General features: G+C 71.2%; 22 protein-coding genes. 15 read left to right on the top strand and 7 right to left on the bottom strand.

Annotated features, from left to right (window positions below):
- The first annotated feature begins 33 nt into the window (after positions 1-33).
- The 8 genes from BKK81_RS30875 to BKK81_RS35785 all read left to right on the top strand — a co-directional run bounded on the left by BKK81_RS30875 (position 34) and on the right by BKK81_RS35785 (position 5,814).
- Positions 34-528, top strand: coding sequence for an Lrp/AsnC family transcriptional regulator (locus BKK81_RS30875; protein WP_071020927.1), 495 nt, complete (start codon positions 34-36; stop codon positions 526-528).
- A gap of 76 nt (positions 529-604) precedes the next feature.
- Positions 605-1,168: an FUSC family protein gene (locus BKK81_RS30880; protein ID WP_071020930.1), complete on the top strand. Its 564-nt coding sequence runs from the start codon at positions 605-607 to the stop codon at positions 1,166-1,168.
- A gap of 133 nt (positions 1,169-1,301) precedes the next feature.
- Positions 1,302-1,949: a LysE family translocator gene (locus tag BKK81_RS30885; RefSeq protein WP_071020933.1), complete on the top strand. Its 648-nt coding sequence runs from the start codon at positions 1,302-1,304 to the stop codon at positions 1,947-1,949.
- Positions 1,950-1,951: 2 nt separating this feature from the next.
- Positions 1,952-3,205, top strand: a complete 1,254-nt coding sequence (locus BKK81_RS30890) for an esterase-like activity of phytase family protein (protein WP_083384605.1) — start codon at positions 1,952-1,954, stop codon at positions 3,203-3,205.
- 173 nt (positions 3,206-3,378) lie between these two features.
- On the top strand, positions 3,379-4,485 hold the full coding sequence (locus BKK81_RS30895; RefSeq protein WP_071020936.1) for an S-(hydroxymethyl)glutathione dehydrogenase/class III alcohol dehydrogenase: 1,107 nt from the start codon (positions 3,379-3,381) through the stop codon (positions 4,483-4,485).
- 16 nt (positions 4,486-4,501) lie between these two features.
- Positions 4,502-5,356: an S-formylglutathione hydrolase gene (gene fghA / locus BKK81_RS30900; RefSeq protein ID WP_071022713.1), complete on the top strand. Its 855-nt coding sequence runs from the start codon at positions 4,502-4,504 to the stop codon at positions 5,354-5,356.
- Between the two features lie 123 nt (positions 5,357-5,479).
- A complete protein-coding gene (locus tag BKK81_RS35780; protein WP_156811501.1) occupies positions 5,480-5,629 on the top strand; it encodes a hypothetical protein in 150 nt (49 codons plus the stop codon).
- 32 nt (positions 5,630-5,661) lie between these two features.
- Positions 5,662-5,814 carry a hypothetical protein gene (locus BKK81_RS35785; RefSeq protein ID WP_162287350.1) on the top strand — a complete coding sequence of 51 codons (153 nt, stop codon included), beginning with the start codon at positions 5,662-5,664 and terminating at the stop codon, positions 5,812-5,814.
- A gap of 315 nt (positions 5,815-6,129) precedes the next feature.
- On the opposite strand, the gene BKK81_RS30905 is transcribed toward BKK81_RS35785, so the two are convergent.
- Together BKK81_RS30905 and BKK81_RS30910 are read right to left on the bottom strand one after the other, a co-directional pair.
- Positions 6,130-7,071, bottom strand: a complete 942-nt coding sequence (locus tag BKK81_RS30905) for an alpha/beta hydrolase (protein ID WP_071022715.1) — start codon at positions 7,069-7,071, stop codon at positions 6,130-6,132.
- A gap of 61 nt (positions 7,072-7,132) precedes the next feature.
- Entirely contained in the window at positions 7,133-8,623 is a 1,491-nt protein-coding gene (locus BKK81_RS30910) for a flavin-containing monooxygenase (RefSeq protein ID WP_071020938.1), read from the bottom strand.
- Between the two features lie 132 nt (positions 8,624-8,755).
- Between BKK81_RS30910 and BKK81_RS30915 the strand changes: the two genes are divergently transcribed.
- Positions 8,756-9,817, top strand: a complete 1,062-nt coding sequence (locus BKK81_RS30915; RefSeq protein WP_071020941.1) for an AraC family transcriptional regulator — start codon at positions 8,756-8,758, stop codon at positions 9,815-9,817.
- Between the two features lie 257 nt (positions 9,818-10,074).
- Here BKK81_RS30915 and BKK81_RS30920 read toward each other — a convergent pair whose 3' ends face one another.
- Positions 10,075-11,070 (bottom strand): GlxA family transcriptional regulator, encoded by a 996-nt coding sequence (locus BKK81_RS30920; RefSeq protein ID WP_071020944.1) that lies wholly within the window; start codon positions 11,068-11,070, stop codon positions 10,075-10,077.
- A gap of 262 nt (positions 11,071-11,332) precedes the next feature.
- On the opposite strand from BKK81_RS30920, the gene BKK81_RS30925 reads away from it, so the two are divergent.
- The 6 genes from BKK81_RS30925 to BKK81_RS30950 all read left to right on the top strand — a co-directional run bounded on the left by BKK81_RS30925 (position 11,333) and on the right by BKK81_RS30950 (position 18,031).
- Entirely contained in the window at positions 11,333-12,382 is a 1,050-nt protein-coding gene (locus tag BKK81_RS30925; RefSeq protein ID WP_071020947.1) for an ABC transporter substrate-binding protein, read from the top strand.
- A complete protein-coding gene (locus BKK81_RS30930) occupies positions 12,363-13,409 on the top strand; it encodes an ABC transporter permease (protein ID WP_083384607.1) in 1,047 nt (348 codons plus the stop codon). The genes BKK81_RS30925 and BKK81_RS30930 overlap by 20 nt, the downstream gene beginning before the upstream one ends.
- Positions 13,403-14,215: an ABC transporter ATP-binding protein gene (locus BKK81_RS30935; RefSeq protein ID WP_071020949.1), complete on the top strand. Its 813-nt coding sequence runs from the start codon at positions 13,403-13,405 to the stop codon at positions 14,213-14,215. Before BKK81_RS30930 ends, BKK81_RS30935 begins: the two co-directional genes overlap by 7 nt.
- A complete protein-coding gene (locus tag BKK81_RS30940) occupies positions 14,212-15,192 on the top strand; it encodes an ABC transporter substrate-binding protein (RefSeq protein WP_156811503.1) in 981 nt (326 codons plus the stop codon). The genes BKK81_RS30935 and BKK81_RS30940 overlap by 4 nt, the downstream gene beginning before the upstream one ends.
- Before the next feature lie 53 nt (positions 15,193-15,245).
- A complete protein-coding gene (locus BKK81_RS30945; protein ID WP_083384609.1) occupies positions 15,246-16,514 on the top strand; it encodes an acyl-CoA dehydrogenase family protein in 1,269 nt (422 codons plus the stop codon).
- A gap of 83 nt (positions 16,515-16,597) precedes the next feature.
- Complete coding sequence (locus BKK81_RS30950; RefSeq protein ID WP_071020954.1) at positions 16,598-18,031, top strand: FAD/NAD(P)-binding protein; 1,434 nt, start codon at positions 16,598-16,600, stop codon at positions 18,029-18,031.
- A gap of 44 nt (positions 18,032-18,075) precedes the next feature.
- Here BKK81_RS30950 and BKK81_RS30955 read toward each other — a convergent pair whose 3' ends face one another.
- From BKK81_RS30955 to BKK81_RS30970, 4 genes are all read right to left on the bottom strand, one after another.
- Positions 18,076-18,879: a substrate-binding domain-containing protein gene (locus BKK81_RS30955; RefSeq protein ID WP_071022720.1), complete on the bottom strand. Its 804-nt coding sequence runs from the start codon at positions 18,877-18,879 to the stop codon at positions 18,076-18,078.
- 545 nt (positions 18,880-19,424) lie between these two features.
- Entirely contained in the window at positions 19,425-20,255 is an 831-nt protein-coding gene (locus BKK81_RS30960; protein WP_071020956.1) for a VanW family protein, read from the bottom strand.
- Positions 20,256-20,343: 88 nt separating this feature from the next.
- On the bottom strand, positions 20,344-23,331 hold the full coding sequence (locus tag BKK81_RS30965) for a WG repeat-containing protein (protein WP_071020959.1): 2,988 nt from the start codon (positions 23,329-23,331) through the stop codon (positions 20,344-20,346).
- 171 nt (positions 23,332-23,502) lie between these two features.
- Complete coding sequence (locus BKK81_RS30970; RefSeq protein ID WP_071020962.1) at positions 23,503-24,768, bottom strand: hypothetical protein; 1,266 nt, start codon at positions 24,766-24,768, stop codon at positions 23,503-23,505.
- Between the last annotated feature and the right edge of the window lie 10 nt (positions 24,769-24,778).

Raw genomic sequence — 24,778 nt, forward strand, 5'->3', positions numbered from 1 at the left:
TCTTTCACTGCATCGACGCCACTCCCGATTGCCATGAGCCAGCCGGCATTCCCGCTCGACGACCTCGACCTGCGCATCCTGCGCACCTTGCAGCACGACGCCTCACTGTCCAACGCGGCGCTGGCCGAGCACGTGCATGCCTCCGCGCCGACCTGCCTGCGGCGCGTGCGCCGGCTGCGCGAGGCTGGCCTGATCCAGCGCCAGATCGCGCTGCTCGACGCCGCCCGCCTCGGCGCCACGCTGACCGCCATCATCGAGATCACGCTGGACCGCCAGGCGGCGGAGGACTACGCCGCCTTCGAAGCCTATATCTGCGCCGAGGCGGCGGTGACGCAGTGCTACCGGGTCTCGCCGGGGCCGGACTTCGTGGTGATGGCCGAACTGGCCGACATGCCGGCCTACGATGCGCTGGCGCGCCGGCTGTTCACTGCCATGGCCAATGTGCGCAATGTGCGCACCTTCTTTTCCACCCACCGCGCCAAGTTCGAAGGCAATGCGCCGGTTGCCGGACGCGGTGCGCCGGACTGAGGGCGGCCCGCCGCTTGCGCCGTGCGGCACGCGCCGACAGAATGGGCGCCGACCCGTTACCAGGAGATCCCGCGCCATGCCCACACCGGACAGCCAGGCACAGCGCCAGCGCCGTACGGCGGCGGCGACCACGCTGCTCGACCTGTTCAAGTCCCTGCCGCTGCACGACCGCCTCGCCGAGGGCGGCATCATGGCCCTGCAGGCGGTGGGCGGGGCCAGCCTCGCCTACCAGGTCGGCAGTTACCTGCACACGGAGCAGGCATTCTGGGCGGCCATCACGGCCATCGCGGTGTCCCAGCACCACTATGCCGATACCCGCCACCTGTCGCGCGACCAGTTCGTCGGCGCCATGATCGGGGCCTTCTGCGGACTCGGCGCCACCGTGCTGGGCCATGGCAGCCTGCTGGCCTACGGGGCGGCGGTGGCCGCCGCCATCCTGATCTGCTGGATCATCAATATCGGCAGCGCGGCGCGCCTGGGCGGGGTCACCGCGACCATCATGCTGCTGGTGCCGAGCGCCGGCCCGGCCTGGGAGATCGCGCTGCTGCGGCTGGGCCAGGTCACGCTGGGCACGCTCTCCGCGCTGGCCGTGAGCTGGCTGATCGGCCTTGCGGAAAAGCGGCTGCTGGCCCAACAATAGCGTCACGTCCGTGCCACGCCGGCGCCACATCCGGCCGGCCGGCATGCTGTGCCCGCCGCCCGCGCTGCCCCGCCCGGACCGCCGCTGCCCACTCCACGCTCCACGCTCCACGCTCCACGACTCACGACCCATCATGACGCTCTCCACCCTGCTGCTGTTCGTGCTCGCCTCCGCGCTCGCCATCGTGACGCCCGGCCCCACCGTCCTGCTCGCGCTCAACAACGGTTCGCGCTATGGCGTGCGTGCGGCCTGCTGGGGCATGGCCGGCGCGGTCGCCGCCGACGTGATGCTGGTGACCATCACGGCGGCCGGCCTGGGCGTGCTGCTGGCGGCCTCCGAGTTCGCCTTCCGCGCGCTGAAGTGGGCGGGTGCGGCCTACCTGGCCTATGTCGGCTGGAAACTGCTGCGCGCCCCCGCGCCGGAGGCCGGCGCCCTGGCGCCGCAGCCGGGCCTGGCGGAGGCCCGCGACGGCGCCCGCGCGCATGCGCTGTTCCTGCGCAGCTTCCTGGTGGCGGCGACCAATCCCAAGGCCCTGCTGTTCATGTCGGCCTTCCTGCCGCAGTTCATCGACACGCGCGCCGCGCTGCTGCCGCAGTACGCGCTGATCATGGGCCTGCTGGCCCTGCTCAATGTGCTGGCGATGCTGGGCTACGCCATGCTGGGCGCGCACATGATGCGCCGGCTGCGCGCCAGCGGCATGCGCTGGCTGAACCGTATCTCCGGCGCGGCCCTGATCGGCCTGGCCGCCTCGCTCGCCCTGTTCCGCCGCGCGCAGGCCTGAGCATGGGCCGCCGCCTGGCCGGCGCGCCGGCGCGCGCTTGGTCCCGCCCGATCGGCCCCTGGATCGCCCGTTCGATCGCCCGTTCGATCGCCCCCCTCGCCGCCCTGGCGGCCGCGCTGCTGCTCGGTGCCTGCGCCGGCGCGCAGCAGGGTCCGGCGCCCGAGCGCGGCGGCCTGCGCCTGCTCGGCGAACAGCGCCTCGCCTGGCGCCAGGCCTTCGGCGACACCGTCGTCGGTGGCCTGTCCGGCATCGACTACGATGCGCGCAGCGGCACCTGGGTCATGGTCAGCGACGACCGCTCGGTGTTCTCCCCGGCGCGCTTCTACACCGCCACGCTCGACTACGGCAGCCACGGTTTCACGGGGCTGCGGCTGGAGGGCGTCACCCTGCTGCGCCAGCCCGACGGCAGCCTCTTTCCCAATCGCCGCCAGCAAGCGGCGCGCGGCGGCGAGGTGCCCGACTTCGAGTCGATCCGGATCGATCCCGCCGACGGCAGCCTGTGGATCGGCAGCGAGGGCGGCTGCGCGGTGCGCGAGAATCCCGCGCTGCTGCACCTGGCGCGCGACGGCCGCACGCTGTCGCGCTTCGAAGGCCCGGCCATGTTCGACCTGTGCCGCCGCGCCGGCACCGGCACGCGCGACAACCTGGCCTTCGAAGGCCTGACGTTCGCGCGCGACGGCCGTTCGCTGTGGGTGTCGATGGAAGGCCCGCTGTGGCAGGACGGCCCGGTGCCGGCGCGCGGCCAGGGCAGCGTCACGCGGCTGACGCAGTTCACGCGCGCCGGCGGTGTGCTGCGCCAGGTGGCCTACCCGCTCGACGCGCTGCCCGACACACCGGCCGAAGACCCGTCCGCCGTCAACGGCGTCAGCGAGATCCTGGCCGTCGACGACGACCACCTGCTCACGCTCGAACGCGCCGCGGTGCGGCAGCCCGATGGCCGCTACCTGATGTCGCTGCGCCTGTACGAGCTCGACCTGCGCGAGGCCAGCGACATCCAGGCACTGCCCGCCCTGCAGGGCGCCGCCTACCGGCCGGTGCGCAAGCGGCTGGTGCTCGACCTGTCGGAGCTGCCGCTGGCGCGGCTGGACAACCTGGAGGGCATGGCCTGGGGACCGCGCGTGGGCGACGGCTGCGCCACCCTTGTACTGGTCTCCGACGACAACTTCAACCCGGCCCAGGTGACGCAGTTGCTGGCCTTCGATGTACTGCCGGCCAGCGGACTGTGCCGCGCCGGCGCACCGGCTGCACCGCGCTAGCGCCGGCAATCCGGGCATCCGGGCATCGGCGCGGCCGGCCCGCGCGGCCGGCCAACTTTGCCGCAGGCCGGGCCATGTTGGCACACGGGCGGTCCTGGCGCGGCGGCACGCGCGTATAGTCCTAGTCCACTGCGCGCCGCCGGCGTGCCGCCCTACCCCCGAAGGAGCCCGAGATGAAGACCAAAGCCGCCATCGCCTGGAAAGCCGGCGCCCCGCTGACCATCGAAGACGTCGACCTGGACGGCCCGCGCGCCGGCGAGGTGCTGGTCGAGATCAAGGCCACCGGCATCTGCCACACCGACTACTACACGCTGTCCGGCGCCGATCCCGAAGGCATCTTCCCCGCCATCCTCGGCCACGAAGGCGCCGGCATCGTCACCGACGTGGGCCCGGGCGTGACCTCGCTCAAGCCGGGCGACCACGTGATCCCGCTCTACACGCCCGAGTGCCGCCAGTGCAAGTTCTGCCTGTCGCGCAAGACCAACCTGTGCCAGGCCATCCGCGCCACCCAGGGCAAGGGCCTGATGCCCGACGGCACCTCGCGCTTCTCGCTCGACGGCAAGCCCATCTTCCACTACATGGGCACCTCCACCTTCGCCAACCACATCGTGGTGCCGGAGATCGCGCTGGCCAGGATCCGCCCCGATGCCCCCTTCGACAAGGTCTGCTACATCGGCTGCGGCGTGACCACCGGCGTCGGCGCCGTGATCTTCACCGCCAAGGTCGAGGCGGGCGCCAACGTGGTCGTGTTCGGCCTGGGCGGCATCGGCCTGAACGTGATCCAGGCCGCGAAGATGGTGGGCGCGGACAAGATCATCGGCGTCGACATCAACCCGGGGCGCGAAGCCATGGCGCGCCGGTTCGGCATGACCCACTTCGTCAACCCGAAGGAAGTCGACAACGTGGTCGACCACATCGTGCAGCTGACCGACGGCGGCGCCGACTACTCCTTCGAGTGCATCGGCAACACCCAGGTCATGCGCCAGGCGCTGGAGTGCTGCCACAAGGGCTGGGGCAAGTCCATCATCATCGGCGTGGCCGAGGCCGGCGCCGAGATCTCCACCCGCCCCTTCCAGCTGGTGACCGGACGCGAGTGGAAAGGCTCGGCCTTCGGCGGCGCGCGTGGCCGCACCGACGTGCCGAAGATCGTCGACTGGTACATGGAAGGCAAGCTGAACATCGACGACCTGATCACCCATACGCTGCCGCTGGAACGCATCAACGAAGGCTTCGACCTGATGAAGCGCGGCGAATCGATCCGTTCGGTGGTGCTGTATTGAGGAGGCCGCCGTGGCACTGAAACTGATCTCGGAGCACGGCTGCCACGGAGGCGTGCAGCGCTTCTACCGGCATGACGCGGAGACCATCGGACTGCCGATGCGCTTCTCGGTCTTCCTGCCGCCGCAGGCGCTCGCCGCCGGCGCGCCGCGCGTGCCGGCCCTGTTCTACCTGGCCGGCCTGACCTGCACCGAAGAGACCTTCGCCATCAAGGCCGGCGCCCAGCGCCTGGCCGCCGAGCTGGGCCTGATGCTGGTGGCGCCCGACACCAGCCCGCGCGGCGCCGGCGTGCCGGGCGAGGCCGACAGCTGGGATTTCGGCGTGGGCGCTGGCTTTTACCTCGATGCCAGCGAGGCGCCCTGGTCGCGCCACTGGCGCATGGAAAGCTATATCGTGGACGAGTTGTTCGCGCTGGCCACCACCGTGCTGCCGGCCGACCGCGAGCGCGTCGGCCTGTGCGGCCACTCGATGGGCGGACACGGCGCACTGGTGCTGGCGCAACGCCATCCGCAGCGCTTCCGCTCGGTGTCGGCCTTCGCGCCGATCGCGGCGCCGTCGCGCTGCCCCTGGGGCGAGAAGGCCTTCACCGGCTACCTCGGCGCCGACCGCGCGCGCTGGGCCCGGCACGATGCCAGCGCGCTGATGCAGGCGCAGCCGGCGGCGCCCTTCCCGCGCGGCATCCTGGTCGACCAGGGCCTGGCCGACAGATTCCTCGCCGAGCAACTGCATCCCGAGGCCTTCGAGGCCGCCTGCGCCGCGGCCGGGCAGCCGCTGACGCTGCGCCGCCATGCGGGCTACGACCACGGCTACTACTTCATCGAGACCTTCATCGACGACCACCTGCGCCACCACGCGGCGCAGCTCGCCGCCTGAGCCCGGCCGGCGCGGGCGCCGGTCCCGGATCCCGATCCTGATCGCCCATCCGCCAGGCACCCGCCTGGCGGTTGGGCGCGCGCGTGCCTAGAATGAAAATGGTCGCTCGTACAGGAGACCGCCATGCTTACCGCGCTCGTTCTTGCGGCGGTCATCGTCGCGCTCTACGTGTTCGCCATCCGGGCCGAGTTCTTCCACAAGTCCCTGCTCTATCCCGAGCACGAGCACCCCGTCCGCTACTGGTGGAACCGGCTGATCCATCACAGGCAGTAGCGCCACCACGCACGCGCTTCACGGTGGCCGCCATGCTCGAAGTGATCGTCTACGCCGCAACCATCCTCGGCGCCCACCGCTTGATGGTGCAGGCCGGCTGCTTCAGCCAGCCCGTGCTCTACCCCGACCTCGACCATCCGCTGCGCTACTGGTGGGCGCGGCGGGTTGCACAGGACCTGCCCTAGTCCCCGCCCTAGTCCCCGCCCTGGTTCCGGCCCTGGCCCGAGGCCCAGGAAGAAGCCGTGCGGCGCAGCAGGGCGTGCCGGCGCGCCACCGGCATCGGCACGCCGCTCGGATTCTGGTGCGATGGCGTGATGAAGATCGCGCGCGGACGGTCGGACGCGGCGCGCGGCGAAGTCCATGCCCCCGCCGTACACCGCCACGCTCGCGCGTACGCGCGCCGGCCCCGGAGGTGATGCCAACGTCTCCCGCCGCGCCGTCGCCGGAGGCGCCTTCGCTTCATCAGGACGTCTGCCGCCCCGGCGACGGCCGCGCAACCCTCAGTCGCCGCGCAGCACCTCGCCGAAGCGGCGGACGGCGTGCTGGATGATGGCCTGCGCGCCGGGCGACCAGCGCCCCATGTCGAAGAAGCCGTGGATCATGCCGGGGCCGGCGATGTAGTCGGCCTCGACACCGGCGGCCCGCAGGGCCTCGGCGTAGGCGGCCCCCGAATCGCGCAGGGGATCGAACTCGGCCGTCACTACCACGGCCGGCGGCAAGCCGGCCAGGCTCGCGGCCTGCAACGGTGCCAGGCGCGGATCCAGGGTCTGGCCAAAGCCGCCCGCATAGTGGCCGTAGAACCAGGCCATGGTGTCGGCTTCGAGGAAGTAGCCCTTGGCGTTCTGCTCCATGCTGGGGTAGACCGCGCCGACGTGGTCCACCGCCGGATAGATGAGGAACTGCGCGGCCAGCCGGATGCCCTGGTCACGCAGCTGCTGCGCCACCACGGCCGAGAAGTTGCCGCCCGCGCTGTCGCCCGCCACGCCGACGGTGCTGCTGCCGCCGAGGTCGGCGGCGTGGGACACGACCCACCGGGCGGCAGCCAGCGCGTCCTCGATGCCGGCGGGGAACGGATGCTCGGGCGCGAGGCGGTAGTCCACCGCCACCACCACCGCGCGTGCGCCCCGGCAGATGTCGCGGCACATATTGTCATGTGTGTCGAGGTCGCCGATGACAAAGCCGCCGCCATGGAAGAAAGCGACGGTGGGAAACGGGCCGGCGCCCTCGGGGCGATAGATGCGCGCCTTCAGCGGGCCGGCGGCGCCGTCGACGGTGGTGTCCTGCACGCTGCCGACCGGCACCAGCTGCTCGGGCGTGCGCGTGCCGATGGTCAGCGCCAGGTAGGCGGCGCGCCCTTCTTCGGGCGAGCCTTCGTGCAGGGGCCTGGCGCCTGCGCCGGTCATCATCTGCAGGGCGCCGGCGAGGTGGGGATCGAGGGCCATGGTCATTGTCTCCTTGGATCGGATGGTTTTTCTGGGGAAGGAAAAGCAGGCGCAGCGGCGCTCAACGATACCTCAGCGCTTCGTCGTCGGGCTGCACCGCGGGCAGGATGGAACGCTCTTCGGCGTACTCCATCTGGTGCGTCCACGGGGCGCGGTCGCCTTGGCGGAACAGGTGGTGCTGCGCCCGCATGACGTAGCCGGCATTGAAGTTGGTGGCGTCCATCCAGGGCAGGCGCGGCATGCCGGCGTCGCTGGCGCGCAGCGCGGGCTCGACCATGGTCAGGCCATGCTGCCGCATGTGCGCGATCACCCGGCACACCAGGTCGCAGACCAGGTCCGAGCGCAAGGTCCAGCTCGCGCGGAAGTAGCCCAGGGTGTAGACCATATTGGGAACGCCCTCGATCATCAGGCCCCGATAGGTGACGCGCTGCGTGAAGTCCACCGGCGCGCCGTCGACGCGGAAGGGCACGCCGCCGAAGAAGCGCATATTGAAGCCCGTGGCGGTGACGACGATGTCGGCATCGAGGTGCTCGCCGCTGCTCAGCCGGATGCCGGTGTCGTCGAAGCATTCGATGGTATCGGTGACCACCGACGCCTTGCCGCCACCGATCGCCGTGAACAGGTCGCCGTCCGGCACCACGGCCACGCGCTGCTGCCAGGGGCGGTAGCGCGGGTTGAAATGCTTGTCCACGTCGAAATCGCCGGGCAGGCGGCTGCGGGCCTGCTCGAGCAGGAACTGGCGCAGGTCTTCGGGCTGCTCGAACGACATGCGCACCACCTCGGCGGACTTGGCAATATGCGCGCGCCGCAGGATTTCATGCATCCAGTCCTCGGGCAGGTCCAGCGCCCGCAGCGGCGCTTCCAGCGGGTGGGACCACGGCTCGGCCGAGAAGAAGGTCGGCGAGCGCTGCAGCATGGTCACGTGCGCTGCGTCATCGGCAAGGGCGGGAATCAGCGTGGCCGCGGTGGCACCCGAGCCGATCACGACCACCCGCTTGCCGGTGCAGTCCAGGTCCTGCGGCCAGTGCTGCGGGTGCACCACCTGGCCCTTGAAGTCCTGCATGCCCGGCCATTGCGGCGTGTGGCCCTTGCCATGGTCGTAGTAACCCGAGCACATCCATAGCATGCCCGCGGTGATCGTCACCGTGTCCCCCGCGGCCTTGCGCGCGACCTCCAGCGTCCAGCGCCGCTGCTGCGACGACCAGTCCGCCGCCGTGACCTTGTGCCCGTAGCGGATGTGCGGCGCCAGCTCGTTTTCCTCGATCACTTCGCCCAGGTAGCGGCGGATCTCCTCGGCCGTGGCGATGGAGCGGCCGCGCCAGGGCTTGAAGCCATAGCCGTAGGTATAGAGGTCGCTGTCCGAGCGTGCGCCCGGATAGCGATGCGTCCACCAGGTCCCGCCAAACCCGTCCATGGCGTCCAGCACGGCAAAGCGGCTTTCGGGAAAGCGCCGGCGCAGGTGCCAGGCGGCGCCGATGCCTGAGATGCCGGCGCCGATGATAAGGAAGTCGAAGTGCTCCGCGGCATCCTGCCGGCCGGTTTGCGTGTCCATGCGATCTGTCTCCTGTCTGGTCTGTCTGTTCTGTGTCGAGCGCTGCCGACCGAGCCAATGCTAGGGTTAAACCTCTGGTCGATTTTGGCTTTACGCGACAAGATTTTGATGTTCCACGACAGGCATCCCGCGATGGCCCCTGATTCGCCACACGCCAATCTCGTCCGCGCGGCCGCGCTGGCCGGCTTCCAGCGGCTGGTCCGCGATCTCGGCGGTGATCCCGACGCCATCCTGCGCGCTTGCGCGCTGGATCCGCGCGACCTCGCCGATCCCGACCGCTACCTCCCCGGCCGCCATGTGGCGCAGGCGATCGAAGCCGCTGCCACCACGCTGGGCGTGGGCGATTTCGGCCTGCGCCTGTCGGCCGCGCAGGAGCTGGAGGCCCTGGGCCTGCTGGTGCTGATCATGCAATCCGCCTCCAGCGTGCGCGAGGGACTCATGCTGGGCGCCAAGTACGTCCACTTCCACAACGCCGGGCTGGGGTACCGGATCTTCATGGATCCGGCCAGCGGGCTGGAATGCGTGGAGGTGTTCCAGCGCATGCAGGCCCAGCCGGGCCTGCCGGAGTTGCCGGAGCTGCCGGAGTTGCCGCAGGTCACGGAGATCTGCGTGGCCTACCAGTGCCGCCTGATCGCCATGCTGTCCGATGGCAAGCTGCAGCCCGCCGCGATCCATTTCCGCCATGGCCCGATCGCCGGCAGCGCCCGCTATCGGCAGCACCTGGGCCAGGTCCCGCGCTTCCACGCCGAGTTCGACGGCATCTCGATCGATCCCCTCGCCTGGCGCCAGAAACTGCCGCGGCACAACCGGCTGCTGCAGGACTTCGTCGAGCGTTTCCTGCTCGGACCGTCGTCCGGCCAGGAGGCTTCGGTCGCCGAACAGGTCGGCAATGTGCTGGGCAACCTGGTCCGCATCGGCATGACAGACCTGGCGACCGTCGCGCGCGCGGTGGGACAGCACCCCAGGACCCTGCAGCGCAGGCTGCATGCCGAAGGCGTGCAGTTCGAGCAGTTGCGGGACGCGGCCAGGATGGTGTGGGCGCGCCAGTTGCTGGCCCAGCCCGGTCTCAAGCTGCCGCATATCGCGCAATTGCTGGGATTCTCGGACCAATCGGTGCTCACGCGCGCCTGCCGGCGCTGGTTCGGCGCCGCCCCCAGGCGCTTGCGCCAGGGGGCGGCGTCCCTCACCAGGTAATGGCCGCCATGCAAAACACAGCCCGGTCGAACCCCGCGGCCGCGCCCGGCCCGTATCGGGCGAGCGCCCGGACGGCACGCTGCGGCCGGCGATGACGATGTTCCTCGCGGGCATCGCGCTGGGAACGCCGGCCCGGCGGCGGTACGGCGAAGCGCTGGAAGCACCTGAAGCACCTGAAGCACCTGGCGCGCCTGGAGCGGGCGGTGCTTACCCCCGGATCGCCCGCGTCGGCAGGAAGGCCGGCAGGCACCAGCCCCTCAGCGCCCGGCGCCGAAGCGCTCCCGGTACTCGCGCGGCGTCACGCCGACCTGGCGGACGAAAGCACGCCGCAGCGCCTCGTCCGAACCGAAGCCCGCCTGCGCGGCGATGCCCTTGAGCGCCATGCCGCCCTGTTCCAGCAGGCGCCGCGCGGCTTCCACGCGGGCTGCCTCGATGAAGGCGGCCGGGCTGCTGCCGGTCTCGCGGGTGAACACGCGGCGGAAGTTGCGCTCGCTCATGGCGGCGCGCGCCGCCAGCTCGGCCAGCGTGAAATCGCGCCCGAGGTTGGCCAGGATCCAGTCCTGCACGCCGCGGATGCCGCCATGGGCGGTAGCCTGGCTGGCCAGGTGCACGCTGAACTGGGACTGCCCGCCGGGCCGCTTGAGGAACACCACCAGCTCGCGCGCCAGGTCCAGGGCGATCTCGCGGCCGAGGTCCTCTTCCACCACGGCCAGGGCGAGGTCGATGCCGGCGGTGACGCCCGCCGAGGTCCACAGGTTGCCCTGGCGGATGAAGATGGCGTCGGCATCGACCTCGACGGCGGGAAAGCGCTGGTGCAGCAGGCCGGCGACACTCCAGTGCGTGGTCGCGCGGCGCCCGTCCAGCAGTCCCGCCGCGGCCAGGAAGAAGGTGCCGGAGCAGAGCGCGATCAGGCGCCCGATGCGCGGCGCGACGGCACGCGCCCAAGGCACGATGGCGGGCGCCTGCGCCAGCGCGCGCTCGATGTCGCGCGCGCCGACGATCAGCGCGATATCCGGCAGCAGCACGGTATCGAGCCGGCCGGTCGCCTCCAGCGTCATCAAGGTGTCGGAGCGCACCGGACCGGTCTCGAGCGAGACCACGCGCACGGCATAGGCCGGCGGCAGGCCGCGCCGCGCCAGCTGGAGGTTGGCGTAGTCGAACACCGTCATCGGGCCGACCGCCTCCATGGCCTTGAAGCCGGGGTACACCACGATGTCCACGCGCCGGAGCGCGGTTTCTGCCTGGGCTTGCATCGATCTGAGCGGAAGGAAACCGGGCGAGTTTACCGCAGCGGCGTCCCCACCCCCGCCACCGCCCCGCCATCGCCCCGCCACCGCCGCCGGTTCTTATGCGCCCAGCGCCTTAGTCGGACCGCGTGCAAGCTTGTACCAAACAATTCGTTCAATCGGCCTCGGCCAGTTCTTAGCATGGTGCATCGCCCTCCGCTGCCACCACTCTGGTGTCCTGGAATTCGTGATTCAGGACACCAGCCCACCCCGACGATCGAGGACTGCCATGCATGACGATGCCGACACCGCTGCCGCCCCGCCACCACCATCCCCGCCCGCCGGCACCAGCCGCCGCGGCTGGCTGCGCGCCGCCGGCGCGCTGGCCCTGGCCGGCGGCGCCGCGCCCTTCGTGCTGAGCTCCGGGGCGCGCGCCGCCAGCGGCCAGCCCAAGCCCATCAAGCTGGCCTGGAACGCCAGCTCGGTGTGCCTGTCGCCGGTGGCGTCGGCTCTCAAGGAGGGCATCTTCCGCAACCACGGGCTCGACGTCGAGCTGATCAACTTCGGCGGCTCGACCGACCAGCTGCTGGAAGCCATCGCCACGCGCAAGGCGGACGCTGGCGTGGGCATGGCGCTGCGCTGGCTCAAGCCGCTGGAACAGGGTTTCGACGTCAAGCTCACCGCGGCCACGCACGGCGGCTGCATGCGCCTGCTGACCACGCGCAACTCGGGCGTGACCGACCTCAAGAGCCTGAGGGGCAAGACGGTGGCGGTCAGCGACATGGCCAGCCCGGCCAAGAATTTCTTCTCCATCCTGCTGGCCAAGCGCGGCATCGACCCGGTCCGCGACGTGCAGTGGCGCCAATATCCGGCCGACCTGCTCGGCATCGCGCTGGAGAAGGGCGAGGCGCAGGCCGCGGCCGACGGCGATCCCCGCACCTACCTGCTGCGCAAGGAGCGCAGCCTGGTCGAAGTGGCGACCAACCTGTCGGACGAGTACGCCAGGCGCGCCTGCTGCGTGCTCGGCATCCGCGGCAGCCTGGTGCGCGAGGACAAGGCCACCGCCGCCGCGCTGACGCATGCGGTCCTGCAGGCCCAGGACTGGACCGTGGCCAATCCCGAGGGCGCGGCGCGGCACTTCGCCGAGTTCGCCAAGACCAGCCAGGCCGACGTGGTCGCCATGCTGAAGAGCCATACGCACGGCCACCACCCGGTGGGCGGCGACCTGAAGAAGGAACTGGCGCTGTACACGGAAGAGCTCAAGCTGGTCTCCGTGATCCGCCCCGGCACCGATTCCACCAAGTTCGCGGAGCGCATCTATGCCGACGTTCTCAGCTGACGCCCTGGCGGCCAGCCGCACCGTGCCGCTGGACGGCCTCGACGACTTCCCGGCCAGCGCCGCCGCCGACGCGCCGCCGGTGCCGCGACTGTGGCGCGGCGGCCTGCTCGCCGGCGCGGCCTGGCTGGCCGCCGCCGCCGTGGTGCGCTACTGGCCGGAGCCGGAAGACTGGCCGCTGACGCAGGAGACCGCGCTGCTGTTCGCCGCCTTCGCGCTGGCGCTGCTGGTGCTGGCCGTCGCCCACCAGCACCTGGGCGCGCTCGGCGCGGCGCTGCGGCGCGCCGGCCCGTGGCTGGTGGCGCTGGCCGCGCTGACCATCGCCTGGGAGATCGTCACCGCCAAGCTGTTGCTGCTGCCCCGCCCCTTCTTCGCGCCGCCGCAATCGCTGCTGGAGGTCTTCGGCGAGGACTACGGCCGCCTGGCCGAGGCGGTGGCGCATTCGCTGCGGCTGCTCGCCAGCGGCTACCTGCTCGGCGCGCTGGCGGGCTTCCTGACCGGGGTCTCGATCGGCTGGTCGAGCCGCGCCGGCTACTGGGTCCATCCGGTGCTGCGCCTGCTCGGGCCGCTGCCCGCCACCGCCTGGCTGCCGATCGTCTTCTTCGCCTTTCCCAGCAGCGCCAGCGCGGCCACCTTCCTGGTGGCGCTGGCGACCTGGTTCCCGGTCACGGTGCTGACCTGGTCCGGCGTGGCGGCGGTCGACCCGGCCTACTACGACGTGGCCCGCACGCTGGGCGCCAAGGGCCGCTTCCTGGTGCTCAAGGTCGCCGTGCCGGCGGCGCTGCCGAGCGTCTTCGTCGGCCTCTTCATGGGCCTGGGCGCCTCCTTCTCGGTGCTGGTGGTGGCCGAGATGCTGGGCGTGAAATCCGGCCTCGGCTGGTACCTGCAGTGGGCCCAGGGCTGGGCCGCCTACGCCAGCATGTACGCCGCGCTGCTGGTGATGGCGGTGCTGTTCTCAGGCCTGATCACGCTGCTGTTCCGCTCGCGCGACCGCCTGCTGGCCTGGCAGAAGGGAGTGGTCAAATGGTGAGCACCGCCTCCGCCACGGCCGCCGCGCGGCAGGACACCGCGCCCGCCCAGGCCGGCGTGCGTCTCGACATCGAGCAGGTCAGCCATCATTTCGCCCTCGGCAGCCAGGTGCTGCCGGTGCTCAACCGTGTCAGCCTGAGCGCGCAGCCCGGCGAATTCGTCGCCCTGCTCGGCCCCTCCGGCTGCGGCAAGTCCACGCTGCTGCGGCTGGTGGCCGGACTGGAAGCGCCGCGCCGCGGCAGCCTCAAGGTGGACGGCGCGCCGATCGCCGGCCCCGATCCGAGCCGCGTGGTGGTATTCCAGGACCCGACCCTCTATCCGTGGCGCACGGTCTGGGACAACGCGGCGCTGGGCCTGGAAGCACGCGGGCTGCTGGCCAGCCAGCGCGAGCGCGTCGATGCCGCGCTGGCGCGCGTGGGCCTGTCCGACTTCGCGCGCGCCTACCCGCGCCAGCTCTCCGGCGGCATGGCCCAGCGCGCGGCGCTGGCCCGCGCCCTGGTCAACGAGCCGCGCCTGCTGATCCTGGATGAGCCGCTCGGCAAGCTCGATTCGCTGACCCGCCTCAGCATGCAGGGCGAGCTGCTGGCCTTGTGGCAACGCGCCGGCTTCACCGCGCTGCTGGTCACCCACGACGTGGAAGAAGCGCTGCTGCTGGCCACGCGCGTGATCGTCTTCAGCGAGCGGCCGGCCCGCGTCACCGCCGAACTGCCGGTGCCGCAGCCCTACCCGCGCCACCGCGACGATCCCGAGCTGATCCGGCTGCGGCGCGAGATCCTGGGCCTGCTCGGCCTGCAGCGGGGCTGGTGAGCCATGGTCCGGGCATGCACGCCGCGATGCGCATGAGCGCGCGCCTGAGCCGCCCGGCGGCTGCCTGGCCGGCCGACGCGCGCCTGGCGCTGGCCGCCGTCGCCATGCTGGCCTGCCTCGCCGCACTGGCCTGGCTGCCGCCGCGCGGCCTGGCGGACCCGGGCCGAGACCAAAGCCGAGGCCGGGCCGCGCACGCTGCCACCGTCGCGCCGCAGCCGCGCCTGCCGGGCCCTGGTCCCCTGCTGCGGCAGGCGCAGGCACGTGGCGTGCTGGTGGTGGGCGTGCCGGCCTATCCGCGCCCCGTGCCGCCCGGCCAACCGCTCGCGCCCGAACCCGACCCCCGCCAGGCCACGCTGGCGGCATGGCTGGCCGGCGCGCTGGGGGTACGCCTGGAGTTGCGCGCCATGCCGGCCGGCGCCGCTGCTGCTGGCGAGGCGCTGCCGCCCGGCGTCGACCTGGTACTGGGCGGGCCGCCCCCGGCGGCAGGCGCGGCGCCGCCGCGCGCCACCCTGGCGACTCCGCCCGGCCGCGCACGCGGGGCACTGCTGTCCTTGCGTTTCGCCCCCGTGCTCCGGCTCGACGCGCTGGCCGGCAAGACCGCCTGCGTGGCGCACGCCAGTCCCTACGCCACGCTGCTGCAGGACGCCGGTGCCACGCTGCGGCGCTATCCCTCGCCACTGCAGGCGCTGCTCGCCTTCCGCCGCGGCGAGTGCGCGGTGGCGGCCGAAGACGGCGCGCTGGCGCGGCGGCTGCTGGCCTTGCCGGAATGGCGCGTGTTCCGCGCCGCCCCGCTGCTGCTGAGCGCGCCGCCGGTACCGCTGCGCCTGCGCGCGCCCGATGCCGGCTCGGCGCGCTACCTGGAAGCCCGCCTGCAGGAACTGGCGCGCAGCGGCCGGCTGGCGGCGCTGGCACGCGACGGCGCGGCCGACACCGCCTTCCAGGTGATGCTGGTCGAGAGCGGCTTGATCTGCCATTGAACGCGGCGCGCCAACCCGCCGCCCTCCGACTCCACAGGAAACCTTCGCCACCCATGACCCGCCACTCCCCAGCCCCGGCGTCCGCGCCCGCTTCCGCCTACGGCCACCCTGCCGCGCCGCCGGCCGTCCCCGGCACGGCCGGCGCCATCGGCACGCCGCCCGCTGCCATCCCGTCCGAACACACGCTGCGCGAGCTGGCGGCGCGTTTCGCCCGCCGCGCCGCCACCCATGACCGCGAGGGCAGCTTCCCGCACGAGAACTTCGCCGACCTGCACCGGCACGGCCTGCTGGCGCTGACGGTGCCGCGCGCGCTGGGCGGCGCGGGCGCCGGCCTGGACGATGCGCGCCGCGTGGTCCACCACGTGGCCGGCGGCGACGCCGCCACCGCCCTGGTGCTGGTGATGCAACTGCTCAGCCATCACGGCCTGGCGCGCGACACGCACTGGCCGGCCGCGCAGCGCGAGCAGGTGCAGCGCAGCGCCGTCAGCGCGGGCGCCCTGATCAACTCGCTGCGGGTGGAACCGGAGCTGGGCTCGCCCTCGCGCGGCGGCCTGCCCGCCACCGTGGCCCGCCGCACCGGCGGCGGCTGGCGGCTCGACGGCCACAAGATCTACGCCACCGGCATCCCGGCCCTGCGCTGGCTGGCGGTGTGGGCCCGCACCGACGAAGCACAGCCGCGCACCGGCGTCTTCCTGGTGCCGCGCGAGGCGCCGGGCGTGCGCGTGGTGCCGACCTGGGACCACCTCGGCATGCGCGCCACCGGCAGCCACGACGTGCTGTTCGAGGCGACGCCGCTCGACGCCGATGCGGCGGTCGACCTGCGCGCCCCGGCCGCCTGGGCCGCGCACCAGGATCCGGTGCACGCTGCCTGGACCGCCACCCTGCTGGGCACGCTCTATCACGCCGTGGCCGGCAATGCCCGCGACTGGTTCGTCGACTGGCTCAACCAGCGCGCTCCGGCCAGCCTGGGCGCGCCGCTGGCGACGCTGCCGCGCTTCCAGGAAGCGGTGGGCCGCATCGACGGCTGGCAGCTCGCCAGCCGCCTGCTGCTGGAACGCTGCGCCGCCGACACCGACCGCGGCGAGCCGCCGCCGCTGGCCCAGGGCCACCTGCTCAAGCTGAACGTGACCGACAACGCCATCGCCGCCGTCGAGCTGGCGGTCAGGCTGGCCGGCAATCCGGCGCTGGCGCGCGGCAACCCGCTCGAGCGCCACTACCGCGACGTGCTGTGCAGCCGCATCCATACGCCGCAGAACGACGTCATCCTGACCACCGCCGGCGCCCAGGCCCTGCGCGAGCGCGCCGCCGCGCGGGCGGCCTGAAGGCGCGGCGCCGGCCACCCCGCCAGCCCCCGCCAGCCTCCGCCTGCCACCCCGCCCGTCACCGATACCCTGCGAGGACCAACATGAGCCTGCATCCCAACACGCCACGCCGCGTCGCCATCATCGGCGGCGGCATGGCCGGCACCCTGACCGCCATCCGCCTGCTCGAGACCAGCCAGGCCGCGCTGGCCATCCGCCTGTTCGAGCCGCGTGCCGAAGCCGGGCGCGGCCTGGCCTACGGCACCACCGACCCGGCCCACTACCTGAACGGGCCGGCGCAGAACTTCAGCCTGTATCCCGAACACCTGGAGCACTTCGCGCAGTGGCTGGTGCAGCGCGGGCTGGCCGACGCCGCCGGCGCCGCCGATGCCTTCGTGCCGCGCCATGCCTATGGCGACTACATCCGCGATATGCTGGCGCGCGCCAGCGCCCGTGCCGCCGGCAACGCCAGCTTCGAGCATGTGCGCGCCGAGATCGGCGGCATCGCCATCGGCGCCCCCCATCGCGTGCAGGCGGTGGATGGCCGCGCCTGGGAGGCCGACCATATCGTGCTGGCCACTGGCATTCATCCGGCCCGCCCCCGGCTCGGCGACGGCGAGACGCTCGCCGCCGACGGCCGCTACGTGCCCGATCCCTGGCAGCCGGCCGCGCTGGCGCGGCTGGCGGCGGCGCGCAGCGTCGCCCTGCTGGGCAGCAGCCTGACCATGCTGGACGTGGTGGCGACCCTGGAACGCCACGGCTTCCGCGGCCAGTACCATGCCTTTTCGCGGCGCGCCCTGCTGCCCTGGCTGCGCCATCCGGTCGGTCCCGGCGAGGACTTCCTCGCCGCGGCCGGCGCGGCGGCCCTGGCGGCCCCGCGTGCGCGCGACCTGGTGCGGCGCGTGCGGCGCCAGCGCGACGCGCTGGTGGCGCGCGGCGAAGACTGGCAGGCCATTCCCGGCGCCCTGCGCAACCATATCGCGCCATTGTGGGCGGCGGCTTCGCCCGATGAGCGGCGCCGCTTCCTGCGCCACGTGCGGCCCTTCTGGGACAACCTGCTGCATCGCGCCGCCGCGCCCACCCATGCGGTGCTGGAACAGGTGCGCGCGCAAGGCCGGCTGCACCTGCACCCGGCGCGGGTCAGCGCGCTCGCCGAGCGCGACGGCGGCGTCGGCCTGGCGCTGTCGCGTCCGCTCGCCGACGCGCCGCCGGCGGTCGACGCGGCGGTCAACTGCACCGGCGCCGACTATGGCTGGAATGCCGCCAGCCCGCGCCCGCTGGTGCGCCAGCTGCTGGCCGGCGGCCTGGTGCGCCAGGCGGCGGCCGGCACCGGCATCGATGGCGACGCGCACGGCCATGTGTTCGACCGTGGCGGACGCATCGTGCCCGGCCTCAGCGCCATCGGCGCGCCGCTGCGCGGCGCGCTGTGGGAGTCCGGCACCATCATCGACGTGCGCAACCAGGCCGCCGCGCTGGCCGCGCGGCTGGCGCGGGAACTGCAGCTGCATGCCGGCGCCGACGAGGCGCAGGCGGCCTGAAGGATGGCAGGGCAGAAGACCCGGGGCGCCCCGGCGCCCCAGCCTCAGCGCGCCGGCGCGCGCGGGTCGATGCCGCTGCGCTCGATATCGGCGCGCGCCTCGGGCGAGGCGAGGAAGCGGATCAACGCGCGCCCGGCCTCGGGATGCTCGGCGCCGACCGGGATGCCGGCGGAGAAGGTGGTCACCTTCTGCACCGCCTCCGGGATCTTGCCGACATACTGCGCGCCGGCCACCGGCAGGATCTCGCTGACCTGCTGCAGGCCGACCTCGTAGTCGCCGCTGGCCACCACGCTGGCCACCGGAATGCGCTCGATCTTGTGCGCGCGGCCCTTGACCTGGTCCTCGATGCCGAGCCGCTTGAACAGCTCGCGCTCCACGTAGACACCGCTGGCGCTGTCCGAATAGGCGATCGAGCGGGCGCGCAGCAAGGTGTCGCGCAGCGCATCCACCGTGCCGATGTCTGGCCGCGGCGCTCCGGCGCGCACCGCCAGGCCGATGCGGGAATCGGCCAGGTCCACCTTGCTGCCCGGCTCGACCTTGCCGGCGCGGATCAGGTCGTCCAGCGCCTCGCCCACCATGATCACCACATCGGCCTTCTCGCCGCGCGCCAGGCGGTTGGGGATGGCCTGGGGTGACTGGCCCATGGACGGCCCCCACTCGGTCACCAGCTTGTCACCGCTGGCCTGCTCGAACTTCGGCGCCAGCGCCTTGTAGGCGGCGGTGAAGCCGCCCGAGTTCATCACCTTGACGTCCCCTGCCCGGGCCGCGCCGGCCGGCAGGCCCAGCGCCGCGGCGGCAGCCAGCGCGGCAAGGGCGGCCACGGCGGTACGCCGCGCGCGGGAGGGGATCGTGTCATGGCGGCATTGCCCTGCGCGGGTGGTCGGCATTGTCATCTTGTCTCCGTGTTGGCTTTGGTCTTGGTATCGGCGCGCAAGGACGCGCGGAACGCCGCGGCGGCACTCGCAGCGAAGCCGTCTATCGTGCCACGACTGGCCGCCGGCCGCCAGCAACGATGCACAGAAGACGTACACGGTGAACCCGCCGACCGATGCCGCCAGCCTAAGGGAAAACGGTGCGCCCCAGGCGCGTGACGGGGCCGGGACACGATCGGGATGCTCGACCGCCAGGCCGGCAAGGAAGAGCCCGGCAGCGAAAGCTCGCCGACGCTGGTCCGATGGTAAATCACCGAGAGGCGGGGGACTGAGCATCATGCCGGCCGCGCTCACATCGCCCGAAAGAAGGTCTGCTGCGCAGCCAGCCACACACTATGGTCGCCTTCAAGAAGATCGTGATAAGCCGCAGCGAGAGCGACGCTGCCGGCGCATGCGCGGTGCAAGAATCGGCGATCTGCCGGCGACCGGGACCGGCGTCATGGCGTTGGGATTTCCTTGTGTCATGGCGCGCAGGGCTCCTCGATCTGCGCTTCTGCCACGGGATACATCACCCGGACCCGATTGCGATAAAGACATTGGGCGACAAGCAGCGCTCCCTGATGTCCCTTCTCACGAATATCGCGCCAGATCTCGTTGATACGCAGCACCTCGCCGCCTTCGCGCACGAAGCGGTGATGCTTCTGGTAGACGTGATAACGCACGGCCCGCTCCGTGTCCGATAGCAATTCGCCCTCCAGTTGATGCTCGGCCACCTTGAGCCGCAATTGGAAGCATGCCTGCGTCGGGTTGTAGAGCACCAGGTCGACGAAGTTGTAGAAGATGGCTGCGCCGGAACCGAAGGGCAGCACCCGTCCTTCGTCGGGAAACGGGTCGAAGCTGTGATTGGCCCGTTCGACCAGCTGGAGGGGAGAATGCAGCGCCATCCAGTGGATCAGGTTGCTCAACTGGCAGATGCCGCCGCCGACGCCCTGGCGTGCCTTGCCGAACGAAAGTTCCATGCCGTCGACGAAGCCGCGCGCCCTGCTCGGCCGGCCGAGCAGGCGGCAGAAGGAAAAATACTCGCCTGGCGCAATGGTCACACCATCCATGCAGGCGACAGCCAGGCGCAGGTTCACGACCTTGTTGTACTGCAGGACCAGGTCGCTGTCGCCGAGGCGGCGAATCAGCTTGGAGGTGTGCTTGATGTGGCGGTACGGCAGGTGTTCCCGGCAGGCTCCCAGCCGGGCGTAGCGGCGCCGGGAAACATGCCAGCCAATGGTGCGGAAGAGTCTCCGCTGCCAGACGCGCAGCGCGTACAAGGCGGGATGGTATAGAGACAGGGGCTTACGCATGGACTTTCCTGGTGCCGGTGCGACCTGCGGACGGCGCGCGCCCGCCACAAGCGCGCTGTGCGCGGATGCCTGTGCCCTCCATCGCGCGCTAACCACACTTCCGGATCTTCACTGCGGCGGCAGGCCACTGCACGCGGCCGCCGGCGTCGAGAATCACAGGCACGCGCCCGCATAGCCAGGCACTGTGCGCGACCAGCTTGCCGCGCGTGTCGATCAGGCCGATATTGCCTTGGCGCAGCACGACCGCCCGTCCCTCAGAGAAAGCCTGCACCTGCTCGAACACCGGCGGGATGGCGACCTTGCCCCGGCGGTCCAGGAAGCCCATCCGGATCGGCGGGTCTTCCGCATCGTCTCCCTGTCGCGCGCGATTGCGCCGCTCCGACGGATGGCGGCCAGCCACCTGCTCGAACGCGGCAAGGCCTTCGCTCATGGCGTCAATCTTCTTGTAGGGATACTGACCCAGCACGTTGCCGAACCGATCGGCCAGGGCGACCGCATTCTTCTCCCGGGCGTTGCGGGGCGTGAAAGTGATGACGTCCTCGGAAAAACGGCTGTACCAAGGCACCTGGCCGGGCAGGCGCATCCGCTCCTTGAAGTCAAAGCCGTAGAACACGGTGACTTCATCGTCCAGGTACGCGTTCTCGGTACGCGACCACCACCATTGCGATGGATCATCGTGCGCGATAGCGAGCGGCAGCGGCGCGCTGGCCGTCGAACGGCGCCCGTGGATGTCGACCAGCACGCGCTCCGCCCCCGAACGCGTCTGCTCGTAGGGCAAATCCCCCTCCCCCGACAGCACCAGCGTTGCCAGTGGCGACGACCACTCGCCCCGGGCATCGAGCAGGCCGTACTGCGCGGGCTCGACTACCGTGAACATCTTTCCCGCGGGCCGAATCTCTTCGTATTGCGCCGCAAGCAGCATCTGGCCGTCCGGCGCCATCAGCCCCTTGTGCTTTTCATCCTGGGTCAAGCGCAGCATGCCGTGCTCGTCGTCGTACTCGATGGCACTGTAGCCGGGCGCCAGCAGCTCCCGGCCTTTCGGGTCCAGCCAACCGAACAGGCGACCGTAGGTTTCGCCATCCGTGAAGTTGGCCTCGCTACGCCAGCCGACCAGGCGGCCGTCGGTGTCGAGGACCGGCTCCAGGCGGTTGTCGAAACGCGGAGGCACGACCCACCCGCCCTTGTCGTCCAACAGCCCCCAGCGTCGGGCGTCCGGAGCGCGAGCGCTGGCCAGGCCATCATGAAAATCCTTGAGTTCCGCCACGCCGGCCATGGTGATCCGGGTGATCTCGCCAGTCGCCAGATCCAAGCGGACAAGCCCGTCGTCGTCATGGCCGGCCTGCCCCAGGAAGACACCTTGGCTCGCTCGCCTGACTCCCTGTACATCCTCGGGCAAGAGGTGGCGCTTGCCATCGTCTTCCACCACGACCAGCCGCTCGCCCTCGCGGGCGAGCGCGGCGCCATCGTGAAACGGGGACAGGCGGCGATACTGCGGCGGGACGACCCACTGGCCGCGCCCGTCGATGGCGCCCCACCCTCCCATCGTGTACATCACCAGCGGCCCCTCGACCCCCTCGCCTCCCGAGGAAGGCTGGCGGTAATCGAGCACATCGCTGTCGTAGGTCCACTCGGGATCGGAAACGAGCTTGCCGTCCCGGGTGATGACCTGGATTTCGCTGTAGCCCCTGACCACCAGGGCCAGAGGCAACAGTTCGGGTCGGCTGCCGTCTGTTGCTGTCGCCGCCTTGCCGGAAGCCATCAGGAACACGCGGTCATACCGCCCCGTCAGCGCCTGATCGCCTTGCAAGGCGGGGGCTTCGCTGGAAAAGACCAGCTGGCCTGCCGTGTCGAAGATTTCGAATTGCAGCGGCGCGCGCTTGTCGTCCTCGTCCGTGGCGGCCGACTCGTCTTCGGACACCTTCTCGACCAACAGGAGATGCGTGCCCGATGCATACGCAGCCGGCATGGCGATACGGCTGCGAACCATGCCCGCCGCGGCATGGAATGCCCAGCTCCGGTCGCAGCCCGCCACGACATGCCATTGCATCGGCCCCACGGGGAACTGGACCTGCACCGCCTGCAGGCGCGGGCAGGTGGCGGCCGACAACAGTACCCGTCCGTCCTGGCCGATGATGTCGCTGCCGCCCTCCTCGGCATAGCTGGCCTGGAAGCCGCCCCAGGTGTCCCGCGTGATCTGTTCGTACTTCGGGGGCAGTACGAAGCGGCCATGCCGGTCGATCAGCCCGACGCTTGGCCTGGACTGGCTGCTGCCATCGGCCCCCGCGTGCGCCGGGGCGGCTGCCTGTGCGATGGCCAGGCCATCCTGAAACGCCCCGATCGCGGCGAAACGCGCGGGCACCACCCAGCGTCCCTGGATGTCCACCGCGCCCCAGAGCGCATCGGCGCCGCTCTGTCCAGGCTGCGCCGCGGGAAAAAGGTCCTCGCCTTCGTCGTAGAAGGCACGCATGGCCTGCGGCACCGGCAACAGCCCTTCATCGCGACGCCAGATCCAGCTCGCACCTTCGCGCTTGGCCCGGTAGAGACCCCGGGCATCCGGAAACAAGTCGACCTCCAGGCCGGCCTCGAAGCGCTTGACGACCTGTCCCTGCCGATCGATCAGCAGGTAGCCTTGGCCACGCTCGCTGACCACGGCCGTTTCCCCCCGGAAGGGCCCTGCCTGCTCGTAGGCCGGCGCGATGACCCATTGGCCGTGGCGGCCGATGTAGCCCCAGGCATCGTCCTCCCCCATGGCAGCGGCTGAGCCGCCGGAGAAATCGTGGACGTAGCTGAACCTGGGAGGAATGACCAGTTCGCCGGTCTTGTCGACGAAGCCCCAGAGCCCTTCCAGCTTGACTGCCGCCAAACCTTCCGAAAAATCACGCGCATCATCGAAACGCGGCTCGCCGGCCAGTTTTCCGGACTTATCCAAGAAGCCCCACCCGCCGCCGATCTCGAAGCGCGCCATGCCCTCTTGCACGGCGCACAAGGCTTGGATGGCCGAGTCATCGCTCGACGGCATCTCGCACGGCGCCGCCTGCGCCACGCCACCGGCCAGCGCCAGCCAGAACAGCGCCATCGAAGCCCCCGCACGCCGACGGCCAGGGCGGCTACGACGGATACGACGGATACGACGGATACGGTGGCTATGACAGACACGCAGGAGAGCCAGCCATGAAGATCGCGATGAGGTCATACACATAGGTATCCGGGGAATGTGAAAACGAGCCTGCGGCAGGCCGGCCGATGGTCAAGGCAAGTCCGCGCGCCAGGCGGCACGGATCGCCAGCAGCATCGCCTCGGGCGTGCCCTGCTGCATGAGACGTTGCGCCGTCAGCCCGAACGGGGCTGACGTCCGCTCCTCGGTGGGCTCACCAGCGGGCTCCCTGCCAGCCTTCAGGCGGAACAGCGCCTGACAGAGCGCACCCGGCAATGTCGCATCGCTCCAGCCCCCCCAGCGCAAGTCCCACCCGCCGCCGGCATCGCGGTAACCAGCGCCAATCGGGCCGAACGCCTCTTCGGCCGAAGCGCGTCTTGTGAGCAGCACCTGCTCGTCACGGCCTCGCCAGACCCATGCCACGGGCAGCACCACGCCACTCTGGCAATCCAGGCGCTCGGTCCGTGCCACACGGTACGCGTCGCCGACACGTACCGCCTCGCCGGGACGCAATTCGGGAAACTCGTAGAAGGAAAGCGCCCGCGAATACTCCAGGACGTCGGAAGGCAGCAGGCGCATGGCGCTGATGCGGCCAGCCGTCGCTTGCTGCAGATAGCTGCCGAACAGGCGCTCGACCTCGCTGCGGCGCGCAGTCGCCGGATCTGCCGGCCCTGCATGCGGCCCGGCAACCGAGCGCCGCCAGTCGGCATACTGCCGGCGCATGCGGTCGAACAGGGCTGCCGCCGTCATGCCCGGCTTCAGGCGCAACGCCTCGCGGGTGAGGTTTGGACGCGCCAGGCCCATCAGGTCCGCGCTTTCCGCGGCAAGATCCTGCGTGATGGGCTTGAACGTGATCAGCGGCGACACTTTGCGCGCCATCCTGGCACGCCGCGCCTTCAAGTCGGGGCTCGACGCCGCCGCGCAGGCGAGCAGGATCTCGTTGCCTTGCGGCCAGGAATTCTGCCGGCTCTCGAGCAACTGTCCCTCCAGACGGTCGACCCACTCCGCAGGTGCATAGGAACGCGAGGCGATCACGGTGCCGTCGCGCGCGAGCAACTGAATGTCTGTCGACACATAGAAGCCCAGGCTGCAGTCGATCAGCCGCCGTTCGTAGTTGTACCAACCGCGGCTGGACTCCTCTTCGGTCCATGGCTCCCCGGAATGGCGCGGGTAGCGTGTCGCCGACACCAGCAGTCCATCGGGCCGCCACCGCAGCGCCTGCAGATCCACCGCGTGCGCCGTATCCCTCGCGTACATCGGGAAGTAGAGCCAATCCGTCTCGTCGGCTGCCGCGTTGGGGCCCCATATCAGTGCCAGCAGGCTGCTTGCTGTCAGCCAGCGTCGGAGGGTGCTTTTCATAGCTTGGAGC

The sequence above is a fragment of the Cupriavidus sp. USMAHM13 genome (genome assembly GCF_001854285.1).
Taxonomy (GTDB): domain Bacteria; phylum Pseudomonadota; class Gammaproteobacteria; order Burkholderiales; family Burkholderiaceae; genus Cupriavidus; species Cupriavidus malaysiensis.